This is a genomic window from Pseudomonas sp. XWY-1, from assembly GCF_002953115.1.
Lineage (GTDB): Bacteria > Pseudomonadota > Gammaproteobacteria > Pseudomonadales > Pseudomonadaceae > Aquipseudomonas > Aquipseudomonas alloputida.
In genome coordinates, this window is the sequence record NZ_CP026332.1 from 3,852,203 (window position 1) to 3,874,486 (window position 22,284).

A 22,284-nucleotide genomic window follows, 5' to 3' on the forward strand; every position below is an offset into this window, starting at 1 on the left:
CACCGAGCAGCCCATGGACATCGAGCAGGCCCGTACCTTCCTGGAAATTGTGCGTTGCGGCAGCCTGGTCGCCGCGGCCGAACGCCTGTTCGTGTCACAAACCGCGATCACCGCGCGCGTGCAGCGCCTGGAACAGCAACTGGGTTGCCAGCTGTTCGTGCGTAGCCGCAGCGGCGCCAGCCTGACCAGCGATGGCGAAGCGTTCGTCAGTTATGCCAACCAGTTGGTGCAAACCTGGGAAGCCGCGCGCCGCGACCTGCCGTTGCCTGAAGGTTGCCAGCAGGTGCTGCATGTGGGCGGTGAGGTGAGCCTGGGCAACCCGATGATGCTCGACTGGGTAAGTGCCCTGCACCGTGAACTGCCCAGCCATGCCATCCGCAGCGAAGTCAGCGATGGAGAGTCGCTGCTGCGCAAGGTCGAGATGGGCTTGCTGGACGCCGCGCTGGTCTACCAGCCGACCTACGGTCCAGGCCTGCAGGTGGAGCAGTTGATGGAAGAGAAGCTGATTCGCGTGCGCCGGGTCGAGCGGCCCGAGCCGTACATCTACATCGACTGGGGCGAGGCCTTCCGCCGCCAGCATGATGCGGCCCTGCCCGACTGCGCGCGCCCGGCGCTTAGCTTCAACCTCGGCCCTTTGGCCCTGCAGTTCATACTCGACCAAGGTGGCAGTGGCTACTTCCGCACGCGGGTGGTGCAGGCCTATCTGGACAGCGGCGTGTTCGAGCGGGTACCGCAGGCACCGGAGTTCACCTACCCGACCTTCCTGGTGTACCCACGCAAACGCGACAGCGAAGCCCTGCAACAGGCCTTCGCGATCCTGCGCCGGCTGATAGCTGCCGGCGCCAGCGACTGGTCACAACGCTGGGACCCGGTTATCTGAAGCCTCGGTCTTGCTGAGCAACTGACGCTTGAGGCCGGCGATCAGGTCGGTCTGGGTGATCACCCCCACCAGCTTGTCGCCATCAAGCACCGGCAAGCAGTGCAGGCCTTGTTCGCACAACAAGGGCAGCAGGCGTTCCAACGGGTGCTGGCTGCTGACACTGACAACCCGCCTGCTCATCACTTGTGCCATGCGCACCGCCTGGCGGCCGAACAGACCGCGCCAGCTGAAACGCCCACGCTGCATCGCCGGGCCAACCAGGTCGCTGAGGCTGACGATGCCTACAAGCTTGCCGTGCTGCAGGACTGGCAGGGTTTTCAGGTGATGGCTGGCGAGCATTTTCCAGGCCTGCTCCAGCGTGGTATCAGGCGTGACGAACTGCACATCGCGGGACATCACCGAGGCAGCGGTGATACCGCCAAGGCTGCGCTGCAGAGCGTGCTGCTCGGTGGCGAGGATGATGCGCTCCAGTTCGTCACGGGTGACATCGACAAACTCGCCCAGCTCTTCCAGGGCCTGGTCCAGGTCTTCACTGCGGATGCCGACCCGCTCGCCGGGCAGCGGGTCATGGGTGTGGTGCAGGTCTTTGCGTGGCACCGCGCCTTTCGGGTAGCGCACCCCCGTCAAACGGTTGTAGGCGATTGCCACTGTCACCAGGATCAACGCATTGAGCAGCACCGGCTCCAGCAGGTGGTCGCCCAGGGCGGTCAACCCCGGGTCGGCCAGCACCGCGCTCACTGCCACACCGCCACCCGGCGGGTGCAGGCAGCGCAACAGGCACATGACCAGGATCGAGATGCCGAGCGCCGCAGCAGCCACCCACAGCTCGGGGCCGAAGCCTTCGCGCATGGCCAGCCCCACTGCACCCGCCAGGGCGTAGCTGCCCAACACCGGCCAAGGTTGGGCCAAGGGGCCGGAATGCACCGCAAACACCAGTACCGCCGAAGCAGCCAGCGGGCCGAGCAAGTGCAGGGCGATGCTGGGGCCATAGGCCAGGCTGGTCAGCCAGCCCGCGAGGAACAGGCCAAGCAGCGCACCGATACCGGCACGCAACCATTCTTTTGGGGGGATGTTGAGGGAGGCCGGCAACAGCCGCTGCAGACGACTTTCGGAACGCGAGGCAGACATTTGGGCAATCGGGATCTTTGGTTTTTCTGTTTAAAAAGAAAGCCCAGCCGAGTTGGCCTGGGCCTCGTATTGCGCATGCAATACCACAAGGGGCTCCGTCCGTGGAGAGATGGAAACCGCAGGGTTTCGTGGAGGGATTTTGCCGGGTGGGGGGAATTTGAGCTAATTCAAAAAACTGCGGCTGTACTGCAATTTTTTTGCAGTACTGATAGGGCCAAAGGGGATTGCGTACACCTGTCTTGTGTCGCGATGGGCCGCACAGCGGCCCCGGCATCAACGAGCCTTGCGCGGCAGGTCGATGCTCACCCGTAACCCGCCCAGCGGGCTCTCCAGCAAGGCCAGTCGCCCGCCCCATGCGTCGACGATATCGCGCACGATGCCCAACCCCAGCCCATGCCCAGCCACCTGCTCGTCCAGCCGTGAACCTCGCTCCAGCACCTGCTGCCGCTGGTCTTGCGCAATACCCGGGCCATCGTCATCGACCCACAGCCGGTAGCCCTCGGCGTTCGACGCGATACCCACGCGCACCTCGCTGTCAGCCCACTTGCAGGCGTTGTCCAGCAGATTACCCAACAGTTCCAGAACGTCCTCGCGGTCCCATGGCAACAACAGCCCGGGCGACACATCACTTGCCAGCAGCAGGCCCTCGCCATGAATCATGCCCAAGGTCCCGAGCAACCCCGGCAGTTCGGCATCACAATCGAACTGCGCGCCCGGCAGCGCATCCCCTGCCAGGCGCGCACGGTTCAGCTCGCGCGCCAGGCGTTCCTGAATCTGCTGCAACTGCTCGCGCATTTGCGCGCGCACGTCCGGCAGACCCTGCAGGCGTTCACTGGAAGCCAGGCTCAGCAGCACCGCCAGCGGCGTCTTCAGCGCATGGCCGAGGTTACCGAGGGCATTGCGTGAACGGCGCAGGCTGTCTTCGGTATGGCTAAGCAAGTGGTTGATCTGCCCCACCAGCGGTACCAACTCGCTGGGCACCTCGGCATCCAGCTGCGAGCGCTGCCCCTGCTGCAGTTGGGCAATCTGCTGGCGCGCCCGCTCCAGCGGCCGCAGCGAGCGGGTAACCGTGATGCGCTGCAGCACCAGAATCAGGATCAGCGCCACCAGGCCCATGCCCAGGCCGATCTGCTGCAAGCGTCGGAAACCTTCGCGCACCGGCGAATAGTCCTGAGCCACACTGATCGAAATGTCCTGGCCCAGGCGCCGGTAGTCGGCACGCAGGGCCAGCAGTTGCTGGCCTTCCGGGCCGAGTTCATGGCTATCGGAAAGCCCGGGCGCTGCGGGCTTGGGCATGTCCAGGTCCCACAGCGAACGAGACCTCCAGGTACCCTGGTCGAAATCGATGCGGAAGTAGTAACCGGAAAACGGCCGCTGATAGGCAGCCGAGATGCGCCGCTCATCCAGCTGTAGGCCCGAAGGCCCGCGCACCAATGCCACCAGAAGGTTCTCGCTTTCGTTGCGCAGGCCGTTTTCCAGATAACGTTGCAGGCCGGCCTCGAACAGCCACAAGGTCAGTTGCGCCAGCACCACGCCGACCACCACCAGTACCGCCACCAGGCCCAGGCTCAGGCGCGCCTGGATCGACTTCACTCGCCGCTCCCGGCATAGATGTAGCCTTGCCCGCGACGGGTTTCGATCACACTGCGGCCCAGCTTGCGGCGCAAATGGTTGACGTGGACCTCCAGCACGTTCGAGTCGCGCTCGGTTTCACCGTCGTAGAGGTGCTCGGCCAGGTGGCTTTTGGACAGGATCTGCTGCGGGTGCAGCATGAAGTAGCGCAGCAGGCGGAACTCGGCGGCGGTCAGTTGCACATCCACCCCGTCGCGGCTCACGCACTGACGGCTTTCGTCAAGGTGCAGGCCGGCCGCTTCCAGCTTCGGCTGATTGGCCAGGCCCCGGGCGCGGCGCAGCAACGCCTGGATGCGCAGTTGCAGCTCTTCGGGGTGGAAGGGCTTGCTCAGGTAATCGTCAGCCCCGGCCTTCAGCCCTTCGATGCGCTCGGCCCAGGAGCCGCGGGCGGTGAGGATCAATACCGGTGTGGCCAGGCCAGCGGCACGCCACTGGGCCAGCACGTCCAGGCCGGGCAAGCCAGGCAGGCCGAGGTCCAGGATGATCAGGTCGTAAGGCTCGCTTTGCCCCTGGTAAACCGCGTCACGGCCATCAGCCAGCCAGTCCACGGCATAGCCCTGGCGCTGCAGGCCGGCGGTCAGTTCATCGGCCAACGGTACGTTGTCCTCGACAAGCAACAGGCGCATTCAGTCATCTTCCTCGTCTTTGAGCAGGGCGCCGGTGCTGGCATCGAGCTTGATCTCGCGCACCACACCTTCAGTCGTCAGCAACTCGACTTCATATTCGTAGCGATCATCGTCTTCTTCCAGCTCGGCTTCCAGCAGACGCGCCCCGGGGTGACGCCCCAGGGCGGTCTCGAGCAGCTGTTCGAGCGGCAGTATGATGCCCTTCTGACGGAGCTTCAGGGCTTCATCCTGGTCCAGGTCGCGGGCAACAGCCAGGGAGCAGACGGCAAGCAGCGAGAGCGCCAGGTAACGTGCCGTCCGGGATACATGGATCATCAGCTGTCTCGTTCGTCCTTGAGCACCTCACCGGTCTTGGCATCCATGTCGACGTCCCATTCGACGTTCTGCGTATCACGCAGCTCGACCTTGTAGATGTAGCGGCCGTACTCGTCTTCAAGTTCCGAGTCAGTGACGGTGGCGCCTGGGTGCTTGGCCACGGCAGCGGCCTTGAGCTCGTCCAGCGACTTGATGGTCTTGGCGTTGACCAGTTTGACCACTTCGTCAGGCTGAACGTCCTTGGCGAAGGCGGCATTGGCACCCAGGGCGAGGGCAGCGGCGGTGATCAGGGCAGTCATGGTTTTCATCGTTCTTCTCTCCTGAGAACTGTGCAAGTTGTCTACGGGGTTAAGATTAACCAGCGGTCCTTAATTCAACCTGAAAACAGCTGGCGGCATGATAGCGCAGTTACGCCGCCAACCCGACTCGGCCCAGTGCAAGGTGCGGCCTTGTGCTGCGAAAGGGCCAATACAGGCACCTACAGGTGTGTTATCTGTAATGGCCCCCTCGCAGCACAAGGCTGCTCCTATGCCCAAGAGACCCGCCATGAGCGCCATCCACATCAAATACCCCGCCCTCACCTTCAAGGCCGGCCAGCGTGCCTTGCGACACATCCGCGAGCGCGGCCTGCAGGCGGCCGATGTCGGGGTATTGCCGGGCGCGGCGGGTGGGCCGAAGCCGCTGGGCATCCAGGGCCTGGACCTGGCGCTGTTCGGCGAGTGGCTACCCTCGGCACCCCGTCAGCGTGCCCTGATCGGCGCATCGATCGGTGCCTGGCGCTTCGCCAGCGCCTGCCTCGACGACCCGGTCGCCGGCATCCGTCGCCTGGGCGAGCTATACACCGAGCAGGATTTCGCCAAGGGCGTCACCCCGGCCGAAATCAGCCGCAGCTGCCAACGCATGCTCGATGACCTGCTGGAGGGCCGCGATGGCCAGCTGCTGGCCAACCCGCACTACCGCCTGAACATCCTGGTGGTGAAAAGCCATGGCCAGCTCGCTCACGACCATCGCGGCCGCCTGGGGCTGGGCCTGGGCTCGGTGGTTGCCAGTAACCTCCTGGGCCGTTCGCGCCTGGCCCGCCACTTCGAGCGCATCATTCTGCACGATGGGCGCGCCGCGCCTCCGCTCGACACGCTGACCGACTTCCCCTCACGCTACCTGCCGCTGGACTTGACCAACCTGCGCCACGCCCTGCTCGCTTCCGGGTCGATACCGATGGTCATGCAGGGCGTGAAAGACATCCCCGGTGCCGGCGCCGGCACCTACCGCGACGGCGGCCTGCTCGACTATCACCTCGACCTGCCCTATCGCGGCGACGACCTGGTGCTGTACCCGCACTTCACCGACAAGGTGGTACCCGGCTGGTTCGACAAGGCCCTGCCCTGGCGCAAGGGCGATGCCACCCGCCTGCAAAACGTGCTGCTGATGACGCCTTCGCCGCAATACCTGGCCGCCCTGCCCTACGGCAAGCTGCCCGACCGCAACGACTTCAAGCGCTTCATGGGCGATGCGCCAGGGCGCAAGCGCTATTGGTACAAAGCCATTGCCGAAAGCCAGCGCCTGGGGGATGAACTTCTGGAACTGACCGCCACCGGGCGGCTGCATGAACGCCTGCAAGCCTTGTAGCGGCCATGCTGGTAGACTGCGCGCATTATTGATTCACACAGAGTTATGACAGCGTGGAAATTTTCAAGGAATTCACATTCGAATCGGCCCACCGCCTGCCCCACGTCCCTGAAGGGCACAAATGCGGCCGTTTGCATGGCCACTCGTTCAAGGTCGGCCTGCACCTGACCGGCCCGCTCGACCCGCACACAGGCTGGATCCGCGACTTCGCCGAGGTCAAGGCGATCTTCAAGCCGATCTATGATCAGCTGGACCACAACTACCTGAACGACATCCCCGGTCTGGAAAACCCCACCAGCGAAGTGATCGCCAAGTGGATCTGGGACCAGGTCAAGCCGCTTATGCCGGAGCTGTCCAAGGTTCGCATCCACGAAACCTGCACCAGCGGTTGCGAATACACCGGCGACTGATTCGCCCGGCTCACTGGCCCTGCGCGCTGCCCATGGCATCGCGCAGGAAGCTGGGGGCGATGTAGCGCTGGTAGTGCGCCTCTGAAAGCAGGAAGAACTCGCGATCGATCGCATCGCGCAATTGGGGCAGTTCCCAGTCACGGAACTCCGGCAGCAACACCATGCCATAGGCCTCCAGGTCACGGATCATCCGCGCCCCTCGGGCAATCAGCTGGTAAGCCCAGCAATACACCGACTGCTGCTCGACAAAGCGGATGGAGCGCTGCTCCAGTTGCTGGCGCAGCAGGCCTTTGTCGAACACCTCAAGCTTGGCCATCATCACCTGCACCAGCAGCTGCTCAAGGCGCAACCACACGGCGCGCTTCTGCGTGTCGTCGTAGCCGTTCCAGTTGATCACTTCGTGGTGAAAACGCTTGCAGCCACGGCACACCGTGTCTCCGTACACCGTGGAGCACAGGCCGACGCAAGGGGTTTTGATGGACTTGTTGGACATGAAAAACAACAGCTTGGCGATGGAACACAGGCCCATGTTAGCCCTTTGTCTAACCAGGGTCACTCGTTAAAGTCATGAACACCGCCTTACCTTCAGGCTTTTTTTACCGTAGAATCACCCGGCCTTTTCAAAGGCAACAATGTCCGTTGGAAGCTGTTTTCAAAGCGTCACGAGCACAGTTGATCCGGTAGAACGGCGTTGGCCCGGGCCATGCATCCCTCGCATGCCCGCGCCAGCCCTCATCAGTCCCCGTTCTGCAGGCGTAAAACTTTGAAAGCAGCTTCTGTAAGGATTCCTTGCGACCCTGGTTGGGCGGCCCACAAAGCCGCGGCAGCGCATGGGTGCATTGAATGCTGGATAAGCGTCCCGGACCCCCTTTAGGGACCACTGATGAGGGAAATAACTGTGCTTGAAGCCTACCGCAAACACATCGAAGAGCGCGCCGCCCTGGGTATCGTTCCCCAGCCGCTGAACGCCGAACAAACTGCAGGCCTGGTCGAGCTGCTGAAAAACCCGCCGGCCGGCGAAGAAGCCTTCCTCGTAGACTTGATCACCAACCGCGTACCGCCAGGGGTCGACGAAGCTGCCTACGTCAAGGCCGCTTTCCTGTCCGCCGTCGCCAAGGGCGAAGCCAAGTCGCCACTGATCGACCGCAAGCACGCCACCGAACTGCTGGGCACCATGCAGGGCGGCTACAACATCGAAACGCTGGTCGCACTGCTGGATGACGCCGAACTGGGCGCCGTCGCGGCCGAACAGCTCAAGCACACCCTGCTGATGTTCGATGCCTTCCACGACGTGGCCGAAAAAGCCAAGGCCGGCAACACGCACGCCAAGGCCGTCCTGGACTCCTGGGCTGCCGGCGAGTGGTTCACCTCGCGCCCGGCCATCGCCGACAAGTACACCCTGACCGTGTTCAAGGTGCCTGGCGAAACCAACACCGACGACCTGTCGCCTGCCCCGGACGCCTGGTCGCGCCCTGACATTCCGCTGCACGCCCTGGCCATGCTGAAAATGGCCCGCGACGGCATCGAGCCGCAGCAGCCTGGTTCGGTCGGCCCGCTGGCCCAGATCGAAGCCGTCAAGGCCAAGGGCTTCCCGGTTGCCTATGTCGGCGACGTGGTCGGTACCGGTTCCTCGCGTAAATCCGCTACCAACTCGGTACTGTGGTTCTTCGGCGACGACATCCCTTACGTGCCGAACAAGCGCGCCGGTGGTTTCTGCTTCGGCACCAAGATCGCCCCGATCTTCTACAACACCATGGAAGACGCCGGCGCCCTGCCGATCGAATTCGACTGCACCAACCTGGGCATGGGCGACGTCATCGACGTTTACCCATACAAAGGTGAAGTACGCCGTCACGACAGCGACGAGCTGGTCACCACCTTCGAGCTGAAAACCGAAGTGCTGCTGGATGAAGTCCGCGCTGGCGGCCGTATCCCGCTGATCGTCGGCCGTGGCCTGACCGAAAAAGCCCGTGCCGAGCTGGGCCTGGGTGCTTCCGACCTGTTCAAGAAACCAGAGCAGCCTGCCGATTCCGGCAAGGGCTTCACCCTGGCGCAGAAAATGGTCGGCCGTGCCTGTGGCCTGCCAGAAGGCCAGGGCGTGCGCCCAGGCGCCTACTGCGAGCCAAAAATGACCACCGTCGGCTCCCAGGACACCACTGGCCCGATGACGCGCGACGAGCTGAAAGACCTGGCATGCCTGGGCTTCTCTGCTGACCTGGTCATGCAGTCGTTCTGCCACACCGCGGCCTATCCGAAGCCGATCGACGTCACCACCCACCACACCCTGCCAGACTTCATCCGCACCCGTGGCGGCGTGTCGCTGCGCCCGGGCGACGGCATCATCCACAGCTGGCTGAACCGCATGCTGATGCCGGACACCGTAGGTACCGGTGGCGACTCGCACACCCGCTTCCCGATCGGCATCTCGTTCCCGGCCGGTTCCGGCCTGGTGGCCTTCGCTGCCGCCACCGGCGTCATGCCGCTGGACATGCCAGAATCGATCCTGGTGCGCTTCAAGGGCAAACTGCAACCAGGCATCACCCTGCGTGACCTGGTTCATGCCATCCCTTACTACGCCATCCAGAAGGGCCTGCTGACCGTCGAGAAGAAAGGCAAGAAAAACGCCTTCTCCGGTCGCATCCTGGAAATCGAAGGCCTGGACGACCTGACCGTCGAGCAAGCCTTCGAGCTGTCCGACGCCTCGGCCGAGCGTTCCGCTGCCGGTTGCACCATCAAGCTGCCGGAAAAGGCCATCGCCGAGTACCTGCAGTCCAACATCACCCTGCTGCGCTGGATGATCGGCGAAGGCTACGGCGATGCCCGCACCCTGGAGCGCCGTGCCCAGGCCATGGAAGCCTGGCTGGCCAAGCCTGAGCTGCTGTCGGCCGACGCCGATGCCGAATACGCCGAAATCATCGAAATCGACCTAGCCGACGTCAAGGAGCCTGTGCTCTGCGCGCCGAACGACCCGGACGATGCCCGCCTGCTGTCCTCGGTACAAGGCGAGAAGATCGACGAAGTGTTCATCGGTTCGTGCATGACCAACATCGGTCACTTCCGCGCTGCCGGCAAGCTGCTGGAGAAGGTCAAGGGTGGCATTCCGACCCGTCTGTGGCTGGCTCCGCCAACCAAGATGGACGCTCACCAGCTGACCGAAGAAGGCTACTACGGCATCTACGGCAAGGCCGGTGCACGTATGGAAATGCCAGGCTGCTCGCTGTGCATGGGCAACCAGGCACGTGTGCAGACCGGTTCGACCGTGGTCTCCACCTCGACCCGTAACTTCCCGAACCGTCTGGGCGACGCGACCAACGTGTACCTGGCATCGGCCGAGCTGGCCGCTGTCGCTTCGATCATCGGCAAACTGCCGACCGTCGAAGAGTACATGCAGTACGCGAAAGACATCGACAGCATGGCTGCCGACGTTTACCGCTACCTGAGCTTCGACCAGATCGCCGAGTTCCGCGAAGCGGCAGCCAACGCCAAGATCCCGGTGGTCCAGGCGTAAGCTGAGTTACAGGTTGTAAACAAAGCCCCGGCAGCGATGCCGGGGCTTTGTTGTTTGGGCCTGTGCCGGCCAGTTCGCGGCTAAAGCCGCTCCTACAGGGCTCCCACGGTGTTCGAGACCTGCGCATGCCCCTGTAGGAGCGGCTTTAGCCGCGAAGCAACCGGCACAGGCCATCTCATATCACAAACAAGTCCACGAACCTGTGCACAGCCGTGCCTTCCAGCTTCTGCTGGTCCTTGCACAGTTCGAAAACCTGCTGACACCGCTGCCGGGCAAAGCGGGTCGCCAGGTTGGCCCTGAACTTGGCCTCCAGCAACGGTATCCCCTCCCCGCGCCGCCGACGATGCCCGATCGGGTACTCCACCACCACTTGCTCGGTGCTGCTGCCATCCTTGAAGAACACCTGCAGCGCGTTGGCGATCGAACGCTTGTCCGGCTCCAGGTACTCGCGACTGAAGCGCGGGTCTTCCACCACCTCCATCTTCTCGCGCAGGCGGTCGATACTGGGGTGGTTGGCATGGAAGGCGTCCTCATAATGCTCCGCCACCAGATGACCAAAGATCAGCGGCACGGCCACCATGTACTGCAGGCAGTGGTCACGGTCGGCGGCATTGGCCAGTGGGCCGCTCTTGGAGATGATGCGGATCGCTGATTCCTGGGTGGTGATGACGATGCGGTCGACTTCATGCAGACGGTTACGCACAAGTGGATGCAGGGTTACTGCTGCCTCACAGGCGGTCTGCGCATGGAACTCGGCAGGGAAACTGACCTTGAACAGCACGCTCTCCATCACATAGCTGCCCAACGCCTGGGGCAGGCGCAGCTCGTACTGCCCGGCGGGCTTGAGCGCCAGGTCTTTGTTGGTATGGCTGAACGAAACATCGTAGAACCCCCACTGCGACGCCGTGAGCACGCCCGGCACGCCCATTTCCCCACGCAAGGCGATGTCGGCCAGGCGCACACCTCGGCTGGAGGCGTCACCCGCAGCCCAGGACTTGCGCGAACCGGCGTTGGGCGCATGGCGATAGGTACGAAGGGCCTGGCCGTCGACGAAGGCGTGGGACAAGGCCGAGAGCATCTGCTCACGATTGGCCCCCATCAGCCTGGCGCACACGGCGGTCGAGGCGACCTTCACCAGAATCACGTGATCGAGGCCGACACGGTTGAAGGCGTTTTCCAGCGCCAGCACGCCCTGGATCTCATGCGCCATGACCATGGCCTCCAGCACATCACGCATCAGCAGTGGCTCTTCACCCGCGGCAACCCGTTTCTGTGACAGGTGGTCAGCCACTGCCAGGATGCCGCCAAGGTTGTCCGAGGGATGAGCCCATTCGGCGGCCAGCCAGGTGTCGTTGTAGTCCAGCCAGCGCACCGTGCAGCCAATGTCCCAAGCGGCCTTGACCGGGTCGAGGCGATAGGAGGTGCCGGGGACGCGAGCACCATTCGGGACCAGCGTGCCTTCCACCTGGGGGCCAAGGAGCTTGGTGCACTCAGGGAAGCGCAAGGCGAGAAGGCCGCAACCGAGGGTGTCCATCAGGCAGTTGCGCGCGGTGTCCAGGGCCTCGCGGGATTCGACCCGGTAGCCGAGGGCGTAATCGGCCAGGGTTTGTAGCACCCGGTCGTAATCCGGGCGGTCGTTGAGGTCTACGTTGGCGCTCATATCCAGCTCCCTTCAGAATTGCCGGGGCTGCTGCGCAGCCCTTCGCGGGCTTGCCCGCTCCCACAGGTTGACCACGGCATTCAGAACCTGTGGTTACCCTGTGGGAGCGGGCAAGCCCGCGAAGGGCCGCTTGGCGGCCCCAACGAACTAAAGCCGAGCGCCAGTGGTGCGTTAGAAGCTGTCGCCAGGCACGCGAACCCAGCCCTCCATCAGCACGCGAGCACTACGGCTCATGATTGCCTTGGTTACCGTCCACTCACCATTCACCTGGCGTGCCTCGGCCCCGACCCGCAGGGTGCCCGAAGGATGACCGAAACGCACAGCGCTGCGCTCGCCCCCGCCAGCGGCGAGGTTGACCAGCGTGCCCGGAATGGCCGCCGCAGTGCCAATTGCCACCGCAGCCGTACCCATCATGGCATGGTGCAGCTTGCCCATCGACAAGGCCCGCACCAGCAGGTCGATCTCACCGGCCGGCACCGCCTTGCCACTGGAGGCAGTGTAGGTGCTCGGCGGCGCGACGAACGCCACTTTCGGCGTGTGCTGACGCCCGGCAGCCTGGTCGACGTTGTCGATAAGCCCCATGCGCACGGCGCCATAGGCGCGAATGGTCTCGAAGCGCAGCAGCGCCTGCGGATCGCCGTTGATGGCGTCCTGCAGTTCGGTACCGGTGTAGCCGATATCGGCAGCATTGACAAAAATGGTCGGGATGCCGGCATTGATCAAGGTCGCCTTGAACGTACCGACCCCCGGCACTTCCAGGTCATCGACCAGATTGCCGGTGGGGAACATGGCACCGCCACCGCCGTCTTCATCGGCTGCAGGGTCAAGAAACTCCAGCTGCACCTCGGCCGCCGGGAAGGTGACCCCGTCCAGCTCGAAGTCGCCGGTTTCCTGCACTTCACCTTCAGTGATCGGGACGTGGGCGATGATGGTCTTGCCGATATTCGCCTGCCAGATACGCACGGTGGCGATACCGTTGCGCGGAATACGCGCCGGGTCGACCAGGCCACTGCTGATGGCAAACGAACCGACCGCAGCGGACAGGTTGCCGCAGTTGCCGCTCCAGTCGACGAAGGCCTTGTCGATGCTGACCTGGCCGAACAGGTAGTCGACATCGTGCTCGGGCTTGATGCTTTGCGACAGGATCACGGTCTTGCTGGTGCTCGACGTGGCGCCGCCCATGCCGTCGATCTGCTTGCCGTAAGGGTCGGGGCTGCCGATTACCCGCAGCAGCAGCGCATCGCGGGCGGGACCTGGAATTTGCGCCTGCTCGGGCAGGTCCTGCAGGCGAAAGAACACACCTTTGCTGGTGCCGCCGCGGATGTAGGTGGCGGGGATTTTGATCTGGGGTACATGTGCCATTTTCTTGGGCATCCTGATAGTCCGGTGAAATACCCTGGGGCTGCCTTGCAGCCCTGTCGCGACACAAGGTCGCTCCCACAGGTACTGCGCCGCCCTTTGTGGGAGCGGCCTTGTGTCGCGAAAGGGCCGCAAAGCGGCCCCCGATTCATGCTCAGGCGGTCGCTTCGAGGAAGTCCTGGGCAAAGCGCTGCAGCACCCCGCCCGCTTCGTAGATCGACACTTCCTCGGCGGTGTCCAGACGGCAGGTCACCGGTACTTTCAGGCACTCGCCATTGGCACGGGTAACCACCAGGGTCAGGGTCGCCCGTGGCGTACGCGCACCCAGCACGTCATAGGTTTCGCTGCCATCCAGGCCCAGGGTCTTGCGGTCGGTGCCCGGTTTGAACTCCAGCGGCAGCACGCCCATGCCTACCAGGTTGGTGCGGTGAATACGCTCGAAGCCTTCGGCCACGATCGCCTCGACACCGGCCAGACGCACGCCCTTGGCCGCCCAGTCACGGGACGAACCCTGGCCGTAGTCGGCACCGGCGACAATGATCAGCGGCTGCTTGCGCTGCATGTAGGTCTCGATCGCCTCCCACATGCGGGTAACCTTGCCTTCCGGCTCGATACGCGCCAGCGAGCCCTGCTTCACGCTGCCATCGTCGTTGCGCACCATTTCGTTGAACAGCTTGGGGTTGGCGAAGGTGGCGCGCTGGGCGGTCAGGTGGTCACCCCGGTGAGTGGCGTAGGAGTTGAAGTCCTCTTCCGGCAGGCCCATTTTCGCCAGGTATTCACCGGCGGCGCTGTCGAGCATGATGGCGTTGGACGGCGACAGGTGGTCGGTGGTGATGTTGTCCGGCAGCACCGCCAGCGGGCGCATGCCACGCAACGTGCGCTCGCCGGCCAGGGCACCTTCCCAGTAGGGAGGGCGGCGGATGTAGGTGCTCATCGGGCGCCAATCATACAGCGGCGCAACCTTCGGCCCGCGGTCTTCCTCGATGGCGAACATCGGGATGTACACCTTGCGGAACTGCTCCGGCTTGACCGCTGCACGCACCACCGCATCGATTTCTTCGTCGCTGGGCCAGATGTCCTTGAGGCGGATTTCCTTGCCATCGACCACGCCCAGCACATCCTTCTCGATGTCGAAACGAATGGTACCGGCAATGGCATACGCCACCACCAGCGGTGGCGAGGCCAGGAAGGCCTGCTTGGCGTACGGGTGGATACGCCCGTCGAAGTTGCGGTTACCCGACAACACGGCAGTGGCGTACAGGTCGCGGTCGATGATTTCTTGCTGGATCACCGGGTCCAGGGCGCCGGACATACCGTTGCAGGTGGTGCAGGCAAAGGCGACGATGCCAAAGCCAAGTTGCTCCAGCTCCTTCTCCAGCCCTGCTTCCTCCAGATACAGCTGCACAGCCTTGGAGCCGGGAGCCAGCGACGACTTGACCCACGGCTTGCGGGTCAGGCCCAGCTTGTTGGCATTGCGCGCAATCAGGCCTGCGGCAATCACGTTGCGCGGGTTGCTGGTGTTGGTGCAACTGGTGATGGCAGCGATGATCACCGCGCCGTCCGGCATCTGCCCCGGCACTTCTTCCCAGCTGCCGGCGATGCCTTTGGCTGCCAGGTCGCTGGTGGCGACGCGGGCATGCGGGTTGGACGGGCCGGCCATGTTGCGTACCACGCTCGACAGGTCGAAGCTCAGGGTACGCTCGTAGACCGCGCCGCCCAGGCTGTCAGCCCACAGGCCGGTGGCCTTGGCGTAGGTTTCCACCAGTTTGACCTGCTGCTCTTCACGGCCGGTCAGGCGCAGGTAGTCGATGGTCTGCTGGTCGATGGCGAACATCGCCGCCGTGGCGCCGTATTCCGGGGCCATGTTGGAAATGGTGGCGCGGTCGCCCAAGGTCAGGGCACGGGCACCCTCACCATGGAACTCCAGGTAAGCGCCGACCACTTTCTGCTTGCGCAGGAATTCGGTCAAGGCCAGTACCAGGTCGGTGGCAGTGATGTTCGGGGCCAGTTTGCCAGTCAGCTCGACGCCGACGATCTCCGGCAGACGCATCCAGGAGGCGCGGCCGAGCATCACGTTTTCGGCTTCCAGGCCGCCTACGCCGATGGCGATCACACCCAGTGCATCGACATGCGGCGTGTGGCTGTCGGTGCCGACGCAGGTGTCCGGGTAGGCTACGCCGCGGTCGCTGTGGACCACCGGTGACATCTTCTCCAGGTTGATCTGGTGCATGATGCCGTTGCCCGGCTGGATCACGTCGACGTTCTTGAACGCCTTCTTGGTCCAGTTGATGAAGTGGAAGCGGTCTTCGTTGCGGCGATCTTCGATGGCGCGGTTCTTTTCGAAGGCCTGCGGGTCGAAACCACCACACTCGACGGCCAGCGAGTGGTCGACGATCAATTGCACCGGCACCACCGGGTTGACCTGGGCCGGGTCGCCGCCTTTATCGGCAATGGCGTCACGCAGGCCGGCAAGGTCGACCAGCGCAGTCTGGCCGAGGATGTCATGGCACACCACGCGGGCCGGGAACCACGGGAAGTCGAGGTCGCGCTTGCGTTCGATCAGCTGGCTCAGCGAGGCATCGAGCGTAGCAGGGTCGCAGCGGCGCACCAGGTTCTCGGCGAGCACGCGGGACGTGTATGGCAAGCCATCGTAGGCGCCGGGCTTGATCGCCTCGACCGCCGCGCGGGCATCGAAGTAGTCCAGGTCGGTGCCTGGCAGGTGCTTGCGGTATGCAGTGTTCATCATGGAATCAGGCTCGGTCACAGGATTCGGAAGGTTTCACCGTACCTGTGGGAGCGGGCGTGCCCGCGAATGCGTCAGCAGGTGCACAGTGGTTGCAAGGCCGGGTGCATTCGCGGGCACGCCCGCTCCCTCAAGGGAAACGGGTTGCCTCTCTATAGCTATTCAGCGCTGCTCGATCGGCACGAACTGGCGCTGTTCGACGCCGACATACTCGGCGCTCGGGCGGATGATGCGGTTGTTGGCGCGCTGCTCGAAGACGTGCGCCGCCCAGCCGGTCAGCCGCGAGCAGACGAAGATCGGGGTGAACAGCTTGGTCGGAATGCCCATGAAGTGGTACGCCGAGGCATGGTAGAAGTCGGCGTTGGGGAACAGGCGCTTCTGCTCCCACATGGTCTTGTCGATGGCTTCGGAAACCGGGTACAGCACCTTGTCACCCACTTCGTCAGCCAGCTGCTTCGACCAGCCTTTGATCACCTCGTTGCGCGGGTCGGACTCTTTGTAGATGGCATGGCCAAAGCCCATGATCTTGTCTTTGCGCTCGAGCATGCGCAGCAGCTCGGCGGTGGCTTCCTGCGGGCTCTGGAAGCGTTCGATCAGCTCCATCGCAGCCTCGTTGGCACCGCCGTGCAGCGGGCCACGCAGCGAGCCGATGGCTGCGGTAACGCAGGAGTACAAGTCAGACAGGGTCGAGGCACAGACGCGGGCAGTGAAGGTCGAGGCGTTGAATTCGTGCTCAGCGTAGAGAATCAGCGACACGTTCATGACCTTGACGTGCAGCTCGCTCGGCTTCTTGCCGTGCAGCAGGTGCAGGAAGTGGCCACCCAAGGTGTCTTCATCAGTGGTGCAGTCGATGCGTACGCCATGGTGGGTGAAGCGGTACCAGTAGCACATCACGGCCGGGAACAGCGCCAGCAGGCGGTCGGTCTTGTCGCGCTGGGCTTCGAAGGTCAGTTCTGGTTCGAGGGTGCCCAGTACCGAGCAACCGGTGCGCATGACGTCCATCGGGTGGGCATCGCGCGGGATGCGCTCAAGCACTTCCTTCAAGGCTTGCGGCAGGTCACGCAGGCCCTTGAGCTTGCGCTTGTAGTCGGCCAGTTCGGCCTGGGTTGGCAGCTCGCCGTACAGCAGCAGGTAGGCGACTTCTTCGAACTCGGCACCGGCGGCCAGGTCACGCACATCATAACCACGGTAGGTCAGCCCGGCACCGGCCTGGCCCACGGTCGACAGTGCAGTCTGGCCGGCCACCTGGCCACGCAGGCCTGCGCCACTGAGTACTTTTGCTTCGGCCATGGTGTTTCTCCTTTCTTGAATTTGTTATGGATGCTTTCTGGCTAATTCGGGCGCTAGCGCTTAGCCCTTCTTCTGGGCAAACAGTGCATCGAGGCTCTGCTCGAAGGCGTGATAACCAATGGCATCGTAAAGCTCCATGCGAGTCTGCATGGTGTCGATCACGTTCTTTTGCGTGCCGTCACGGCGCAGCGCGGTATACACGTTCTCGGCTGCTTTGTTCATGGCGCGGAACGCCGACAGCGGGTACAGCACCAACGACACGTCGACCGAGGCCAACTCTTCGGTTGTGTACAGCGGCGTGGCACCGAACTCGGTGATGTTGGCCAGGATCGGTGCCTTCACCCGATCAGCGAAAGTCTTGTACATCTGCAGTTCGGTGATGGCTTCCGGGAAAATCATGTCGGCGCCAGCTTCGACACACGCTTCGGCACGGTCCAAAGCGGCGTTCAGGCCTTCGACGGCCAGCGCATCGGTACGCGCCATGATCACGAAGCTGTCATCGCTGCGGGCGTCGACGGCAGCTTTGATACGGTCGACCATTTCCTGCTGGCTGACAATTTCCTTGTTGGGACGGTGGCCACAACGCTTGGCGCCAACCTGGTCCTCGATATGGATGGCGGCAGCGCCGAACTTGCTCATCGAGCGCACGGTACGGGCAACGTTGAAAGCCGAAGCGCCGAAGCCGGTGTCGACATCCACCAGCAGCGGCAGGTCGCACACGTCGGTGATGCGACGCACGTCGGTGAGCACGTCGTCCAGGCCAGTGATGCCCAGGTCTGGCAGGCCCAGGGAGCCGGCAGCCACGCCGCCACCTGACAGGTAGATGGCCTTGAAGCCGGCGCGCTTGGCCAGCAGGGCATGGTTGGCGTTGATGGCGCCAACCACCTGCAGCGGATGCTCAGCGGCAACGGCGTCACGGAAACGCTGACCGGGGGTGCTCTTGACTGTCATTTCTCACCTCGTGTGCTGTTGTTGTGGGCGTCCAGGTAGTGACGCTCGATATTGCGCTTGGACGCGCCGATGTGGCGGCGCATCAGGAGTTCGGCCAGTTCGCCGTCACGGTCGGCGATGGCATCAAGAATGCGATGGTGTTCGGCAAAGGCCTGGCGTGGCCGGTTAGGCGTGGCAGAGAACTGGATACGGTACATGCGCACCAGCTGGTACAGCTCGCCGCAGAGCATCTTGACCAAGGTCTGGTTGCCGCTACCCTGAATAATCCGGTAATGGAAGTCGTAGTCGCCTTCCTGCTGGTAGTAGCCCAGGCCGGCCTGGAACGCGGCATCGCGCTCATGGGTGTCGAGCACCCGGCGCAGTTCGTCGATGTCGGCCTGGCTCATGCGTTCGGCGGCCAGGCGACAGGCCATGCCTTCCAGCGACTCGCGGATTTCGTACAGCTCGATCAGCTCGGCGTGGTTGAGCGATACCACTCGCGCGCCCACATGCGGCACGCGCACCAGTAGGCGCTGGCCTTCAAGGCGGTGAATAGCCTCGCGTAGCGGCCCGCGGCTGATGCCATAGGTGCGCGCCAACTCCGGCTCGGAAATCTTGCTGCCGGGGGCGATATCACCCTTGACAATGGCCGCCTGGATGCGTCGGAAGACGTTTTCGGAGAGGGTTTCCGTTTCGTCTGTCAGCACCGGGCCGGGGGTGGAAAGGTCCTGCATATTGTCGACACCTTTTAAAACTCTTGGTCAGAAACTAGCGAAACAAGACCTGCAAGTCAAAGACAAAATGAACATTGTCGACAATCGTCTAATCGCGAACTATCACCACTTCAACGCTGTCAGATCGCGCACCGCTGGCGTCAAGACGTCGGCGTGATAGAATGCCGCGCCTCCGATGGGGTATGGATAGCCTGTCTGTCATGCATTCGTGCCTGTTGACAGATAAACGAGGAAGCTTGCGCAGTAATTGCCAGTCACCTTGACCTGAACCTTGCCTAGAACCTTGCAATGCACCGCGCCAGGAATATGAGACTTACACCCGTTTTATTGCTGCTATGCCTCACCCTGCTGCCGGCCCTTGGCCAGGCTGCGGGCAAGACCGTGTATGGTCTCAACGAATACGCACATCTGGGCGACCTGGACCTGGAAGTGGCCGCCAAGCTCGACACCGGTGCCAAGACCGCGTCGCTCAGTGCCCGCGACATCAAGCGGTTCAAGCGCAATGGCGAAAGCTGGGTACGCTTCTACCTCGCCATCGATGCGGCCCATTCGCACCCGATCGAACGCCCACTGGCACGTGTCAGCAAGATCAAGCGCCGGGCTGGCGACTATGATGCCGAATCGGGCAAGGCCTACACGGCCCGCCCGGTCATCGAACTCGAAATCTGCATGGGCCAGACCAGGCGCACCATCGAAGTCAACCTCACCGACCGCAGCGCGTTCCAGTTCCCGCTGCTGATCGGTTCCGAGGCACTCAAGCACTTCGACGCACTGGTTGACCCAAGCCTTAAATATGCGGCCGGCAAACCTGCCTGTGCCACCGACGCTCCCAAAGCAGAGTAATCCCGATGCGCTCTCTTACCCTCCATCTGAAAGTCCTGATCACCGTGCTGGTGCTATTGGGCGTGGCGGTCACGGCTTATCAGATCTTCGTGCTCGGCATCCCGGTGACCGAGGATGAAACCGACGACCTGTGGAACATCGACGCCAAGGTCGAGTTCGTGGCCAGCAGCAAGGACCCGGTCAAGGTGCAGATGTTCGTGCCACCGCTGAACCGCGACTACGTCAGCCTCAACGAGAGCTTCATCTCCAACAACTACGGGGTCAGCATCAACCGTGCCGACGGCAACCGCAAGGTTACCTGGTCGGCACGTCGCGCCAGTGGCAACCAGACCCTCTACTACCGCCTGGTACTGACCAAGCGCTACAGCAACGAGAAGACCAAGGTCAAAGGCCCGACCTTCCGTGACAGCCTGGCCGTCGAAGGCCCCGAGAAGATCGCCGCCGAAGCCCTGATGGCGCCTATACGTCAGCACTCGGCCGACGTCGAGACCTTCGTCAGCGAGACCATCAAGCGGGTCAACAACCTCAACGACGACAACGTCAAGCTGCTGCTGGCCGGCGACACTTCGGCAATGAAGAAGGCCCAGGTCATCGACCTGCTGCTGTCCATCGCCCACGTGCCGATGGAAAAGGTGCACACCATCCGCCTGCTGGCCGACACCCCGCAAACCCCGGAGCTGTGGCTGCGCAGCTTCAACGGCGACGACTGGCTGTACTTCAACCCGGACACCGGTGAGCAAGGCCTGCCGAGCGACCGCCTGCTGTGGTGGACCGGTGACGACAACCTGATCACCGTCGATGGCGGCAAGAAGGCCACCGTCACCTTCAGCATGAACAACAGCGAGATGAACGCCATCCGCCTGGCCAAGCTGACCGACGAGAACACCGACGCCGACTTCCTCGAATACTCGCTGTACGGCCTGCCGCTGCAAACCCAGCAAACCTTCATGATCATGGTCATGATCCCGATCGGCGTGCTGGTGATCCTGGTGCTGCGCAACCTGATCGGCATCCAGACCCTGGGCACATTCACCCCGGTGCTGATCGCCCTGGCGTTCCGCGAAACCCAGCTGGGCTTCGGTATCATGCTGTTCACGGTGATCACAGCACTGGGCCTGTCGCTGCGCTCGTACCTGGAACACCTCAAGCTGCAGATGCTGCCACGCCTGTCGGTGGTATTGACCTTCGTCGTGGTACTGATTGCCGCCATCAGCCTGTTCAGCCACAAGCTGGGCCTTGAACGCGGGCTGTCGGTAGCGCTGTTCCCGATGGTGATCCTGACCATGACCATCGAACGCCTGTCGATCACCTGGGAGGAGCGTGGTGGCGGCCATGCCATGAAAGTGGCCATCGGCACCCTGTTCGCCGCCTCCCTGGCACACCTGCTGATGATGGTGCCGGAGCTGGTGTACTTCGTGTTCACCTTCCCGGCGGTGCTGCTGATCCTGGTGGGCTTCATGCTGGCGATGGGCCGTTATCGCGGCTACCGCCTGACCGAGCTCGTGCGCTTCAAGGCCTTCCTGAACAAGGCAGACACCTGATGTTTGGCCTCATCAAGACGTGGAAAGCCCTGGAGGCCCGGGGCATCATGGGGATCAACCGGCGTAATGCGGACTATGTGCTGAAGTACAACAAGCGCAACCTGTACCCGATCGTCGACGACAAGATCATCACCAAGGAGCGCGCACTGGCGGCCGGCATCCATGTGCCGGAAATGTACGGCATCATCGAGACCGAAAAAGAGATCGAGAAGCTCGACCAGATCATCGGCGGTCGCAGCGATTTCGTCATCAAGCCGGCGCAAGGCGCCGGCGGTGACGGCATCCTGGTAATCGCCGACCGCTTCGAGGACCGCTACCGCACAGTGTCGGGCAAGATCATCAGCCATGAGGAAATCGAGCACCAGATTTCCAGCATCCTCACTGGGCTGTACTCCCTCGGCGGGCACCGCGACCGCGCGCTGATCGAGTACCGCGTGACCCCGGACCAGATATTCAAGAGCATCAGCTACGAAGGTGTACCGGACATCCGCATCATCGTGCTGATGGGCTACCCGGTGATGGCCATGCTGCGCCTGCCGACTCGCCAGTCCGGCGGCAAGGCCAACCTGCACCAGGGCGCCATCGGTGTGGGTGTCGACCTGGCCACCGGCGTGACCCTGCGCGGCACCTGGCTGAACAACATCATCAGCAAGCACCCGGACACCACCAACGCGGTGGACGGCGTGCAACTGCCGAACTGGGACGGTTTCATGAAGCTGGCCGCTGGCTGCTATGAACTGTGCGGCCTGGGCTATATCGGCGTGGACATGGTGCTTGACCAGGAAAAGGGCCCGCTGATTCTGGAGCTCAACGCCCGCCCGGGGCTGAACATCCAGATTGCCAACGACTGCGGCCTGACTCAGCGCACCCATGCCATCGAGGCGCACATCGAAGCACTGGCCAAGGAGGGTGTGACCGAAGACGCCGAGCAGCGGGTACGGGTAGCACAGGGTCTGTTCGGGCATGTGCCCAACCGCTGAAATACAGGGGCTGCCTTGCAGCCCATTCGCAGCACAAGGTTGCTCTTGCAAGCACTGCAGTTGATTCAAGCGCTTCGCT

19 protein-coding genes are annotated in these 22,284 nt (G+C 63.1%); 7 read left to right on the top strand and 12 right to left on the bottom strand.

Going from position 1 to position 22,284, the window contains the following annotated elements:
• Nucleotides 1-13 precede the first annotated feature (13 nt).
• Complete coding sequence (locus tag PRJ_RS17855; RefSeq protein WP_020191989.1) at nucleotides 14-880, top strand: LysR family transcriptional regulator; 867 nt, start codon at nucleotides 14-16, stop codon at nucleotides 878-880.
• On the opposite strand, the gene PRJ_RS17860 is transcribed toward PRJ_RS17855, so the two are convergent.
• The 5 genes from PRJ_RS17860 to PRJ_RS17880 all read right to left on the bottom strand — a co-directional run bounded on the left by PRJ_RS17860 (nucleotide 854) and on the right by PRJ_RS17880 (nucleotide 4,889).
• Nucleotides 854-2,008, bottom strand: coding sequence for an HPP family protein (locus tag PRJ_RS17860; protein WP_104962131.1), 1,155 nt, complete (start codon nucleotides 2,006-2,008; stop codon nucleotides 854-856). The two genes, PRJ_RS17855 and PRJ_RS17860, sit on opposite strands and share 27 nt — an antisense overlap.
• A 273-nt stretch (nucleotides 2,009-2,281) precedes the next feature.
• Complete coding sequence (locus tag PRJ_RS17865) at nucleotides 2,282-3,601, bottom strand: sensor histidine kinase (protein ID WP_104962132.1); 1,320 nt, start codon at nucleotides 3,599-3,601, stop codon at nucleotides 2,282-2,284.
• Nucleotides 3,598-4,266: a response regulator transcription factor gene (locus tag PRJ_RS17870; RefSeq protein WP_010953307.1), complete on the bottom strand. Its 669-nt coding sequence runs from the start codon at nucleotides 4,264-4,266 to the stop codon at nucleotides 3,598-3,600. The genes PRJ_RS17865 and PRJ_RS17870 overlap by 4 nt, the downstream gene beginning before the upstream one ends.
• Nucleotides 4,267-4,581 (bottom strand): PepSY domain-containing protein, encoded by a 315-nt coding sequence (locus tag PRJ_RS17875; protein ID WP_003250344.1) that lies wholly within the window; start codon nucleotides 4,579-4,581, stop codon nucleotides 4,267-4,269. It lies immediately after the preceding gene.
• Entirely contained in the window at nucleotides 4,581-4,889 is a 309-nt protein-coding gene (locus tag PRJ_RS17880) for a PepSY domain-containing protein (RefSeq protein WP_010953306.1), read from the bottom strand. The genes PRJ_RS17875 and PRJ_RS17880 overlap by 1 nt, the downstream gene beginning before the upstream one ends.
• Nucleotides 4,890-5,127: 238 nt before the next feature.
• On the opposite strand from PRJ_RS17880, the gene PRJ_RS17885 reads away from it, so the two are divergent.
• On the top strand, nucleotides 5,128-6,207 hold the full coding sequence (locus PRJ_RS17885; RefSeq protein ID WP_004573881.1) for a patatin-like phospholipase family protein: 1,080 nt from the start codon (nucleotides 5,128-5,130) through the stop codon (nucleotides 6,205-6,207).
• Between the two features lie 53 nt (nucleotides 6,208-6,260).
• Complete coding sequence (gene queD / locus PRJ_RS17890) at nucleotides 6,261-6,617, top strand: 6-carboxytetrahydropterin synthase QueD (RefSeq protein WP_003250327.1); 357 nt, start codon at nucleotides 6,261-6,263, stop codon at nucleotides 6,615-6,617.
• A gap of 10 nt (nucleotides 6,618-6,627) precedes the next feature.
• Here the strand turns inward: queD and PRJ_RS17895 are convergent, their stop codons facing one another.
• A complete protein-coding gene (locus PRJ_RS17895; protein WP_003250325.1) occupies nucleotides 6,628-7,110 on the bottom strand; it encodes a DUF1289 domain-containing protein in 483 nt (160 codons plus the stop codon).
• A gap of 405 nt (nucleotides 7,111-7,515) precedes the next feature.
• Between PRJ_RS17895 and acnB the strand changes: the two genes are divergently transcribed.
• On the top strand, nucleotides 7,516-10,125 hold the full coding sequence (acnB, locus tag PRJ_RS17900) for a bifunctional aconitate hydratase 2/2-methylisocitrate dehydratase (RefSeq protein ID WP_104962133.1): 2,610 nt from the start codon (nucleotides 7,516-7,518) through the stop codon (nucleotides 10,123-10,125).
• Nucleotides 10,126-10,300: 175 nt separating this feature from the next.
• Here acnB and prpD read toward each other — a convergent pair whose 3' ends face one another.
• From prpD to PRJ_RS17930, 6 genes are all read right to left on the bottom strand, one after another.
• Entirely contained in the window at nucleotides 10,301-11,785 is a 1,485-nt protein-coding gene (gene prpD, locus PRJ_RS17905) for a 2-methylcitrate dehydratase (RefSeq protein ID WP_104962134.1), read from the bottom strand.
• A gap of 171 nt (nucleotides 11,786-11,956) precedes the next feature.
• Nucleotides 11,957-13,147, bottom strand: a complete 1,191-nt coding sequence (prpF, locus tag PRJ_RS17910; protein ID WP_104962135.1) for a 2-methylaconitate cis-trans isomerase PrpF — start codon at nucleotides 13,145-13,147, stop codon at nucleotides 11,957-11,959.
• A gap of 151 nt (nucleotides 13,148-13,298) precedes the next feature.
• A complete protein-coding gene (acnD, locus tag PRJ_RS17915; protein ID WP_104962136.1) occupies nucleotides 13,299-15,887 on the bottom strand; it encodes a Fe/S-dependent 2-methylisocitrate dehydratase AcnD in 2,589 nt (862 codons plus the stop codon).
• A gap of 162 nt (nucleotides 15,888-16,049) precedes the next feature.
• Nucleotides 16,050-17,177: a 2-methylcitrate synthase gene (prpC, locus tag PRJ_RS17920; RefSeq protein ID WP_003250313.1), complete on the bottom strand. Its 1,128-nt coding sequence runs from the start codon at nucleotides 17,175-17,177 to the stop codon at nucleotides 16,050-16,052.
• A gap of 60 nt (nucleotides 17,178-17,237) precedes the next feature.
• On the bottom strand, nucleotides 17,238-18,128 hold the full coding sequence (gene prpB, locus PRJ_RS17925; protein WP_012053054.1) for a methylisocitrate lyase: 891 nt from the start codon (nucleotides 18,126-18,128) through the stop codon (nucleotides 17,238-17,240).
• Nucleotides 18,125-18,841: a GntR family transcriptional regulator gene (locus PRJ_RS17930; RefSeq protein ID WP_003250308.1), complete on the bottom strand. Its 717-nt coding sequence runs from the start codon at nucleotides 18,839-18,841 to the stop codon at nucleotides 18,125-18,127. The genes prpB and PRJ_RS17930 overlap by 4 nt, the downstream gene beginning before the upstream one ends.
• A 306-nt stretch (nucleotides 18,842-19,147) precedes the next feature.
• On the opposite strand from PRJ_RS17930, the gene PRJ_RS17935 reads away from it, so the two are divergent.
• Genes PRJ_RS17935 through PRJ_RS17945 form a run of 3 tightly spaced genes read left to right on the top strand, consistent with a single transcriptional unit; the run spans nucleotide 19,148 to nucleotide 22,205 of the window.
• Nucleotides 19,148-19,684: an ATP-dependent zinc protease gene (locus PRJ_RS17935; protein WP_010953297.1), complete on the top strand. Its 537-nt coding sequence runs from the start codon at nucleotides 19,148-19,150 to the stop codon at nucleotides 19,682-19,684.
• A 5-nt stretch (nucleotides 19,685-19,689) separates the two neighbouring features.
• Nucleotides 19,690-21,225 (top strand): inactive transglutaminase family protein, encoded by a 1,536-nt coding sequence (locus tag PRJ_RS17940; protein ID WP_014591660.1) that lies wholly within the window; start codon nucleotides 19,690-19,692, stop codon nucleotides 21,223-21,225.
• On the top strand, nucleotides 21,225-22,205 hold the full coding sequence (locus tag PRJ_RS17945) for an alpha-L-glutamate ligase-like protein (RefSeq protein WP_104962137.1): 981 nt from the start codon (nucleotides 21,225-21,227) through the stop codon (nucleotides 22,203-22,205). Before PRJ_RS17940 ends, PRJ_RS17945 begins: the two co-directional genes overlap by 1 nt.
• Nucleotides 22,206-22,284: the final 79 nt, after the last annotated feature.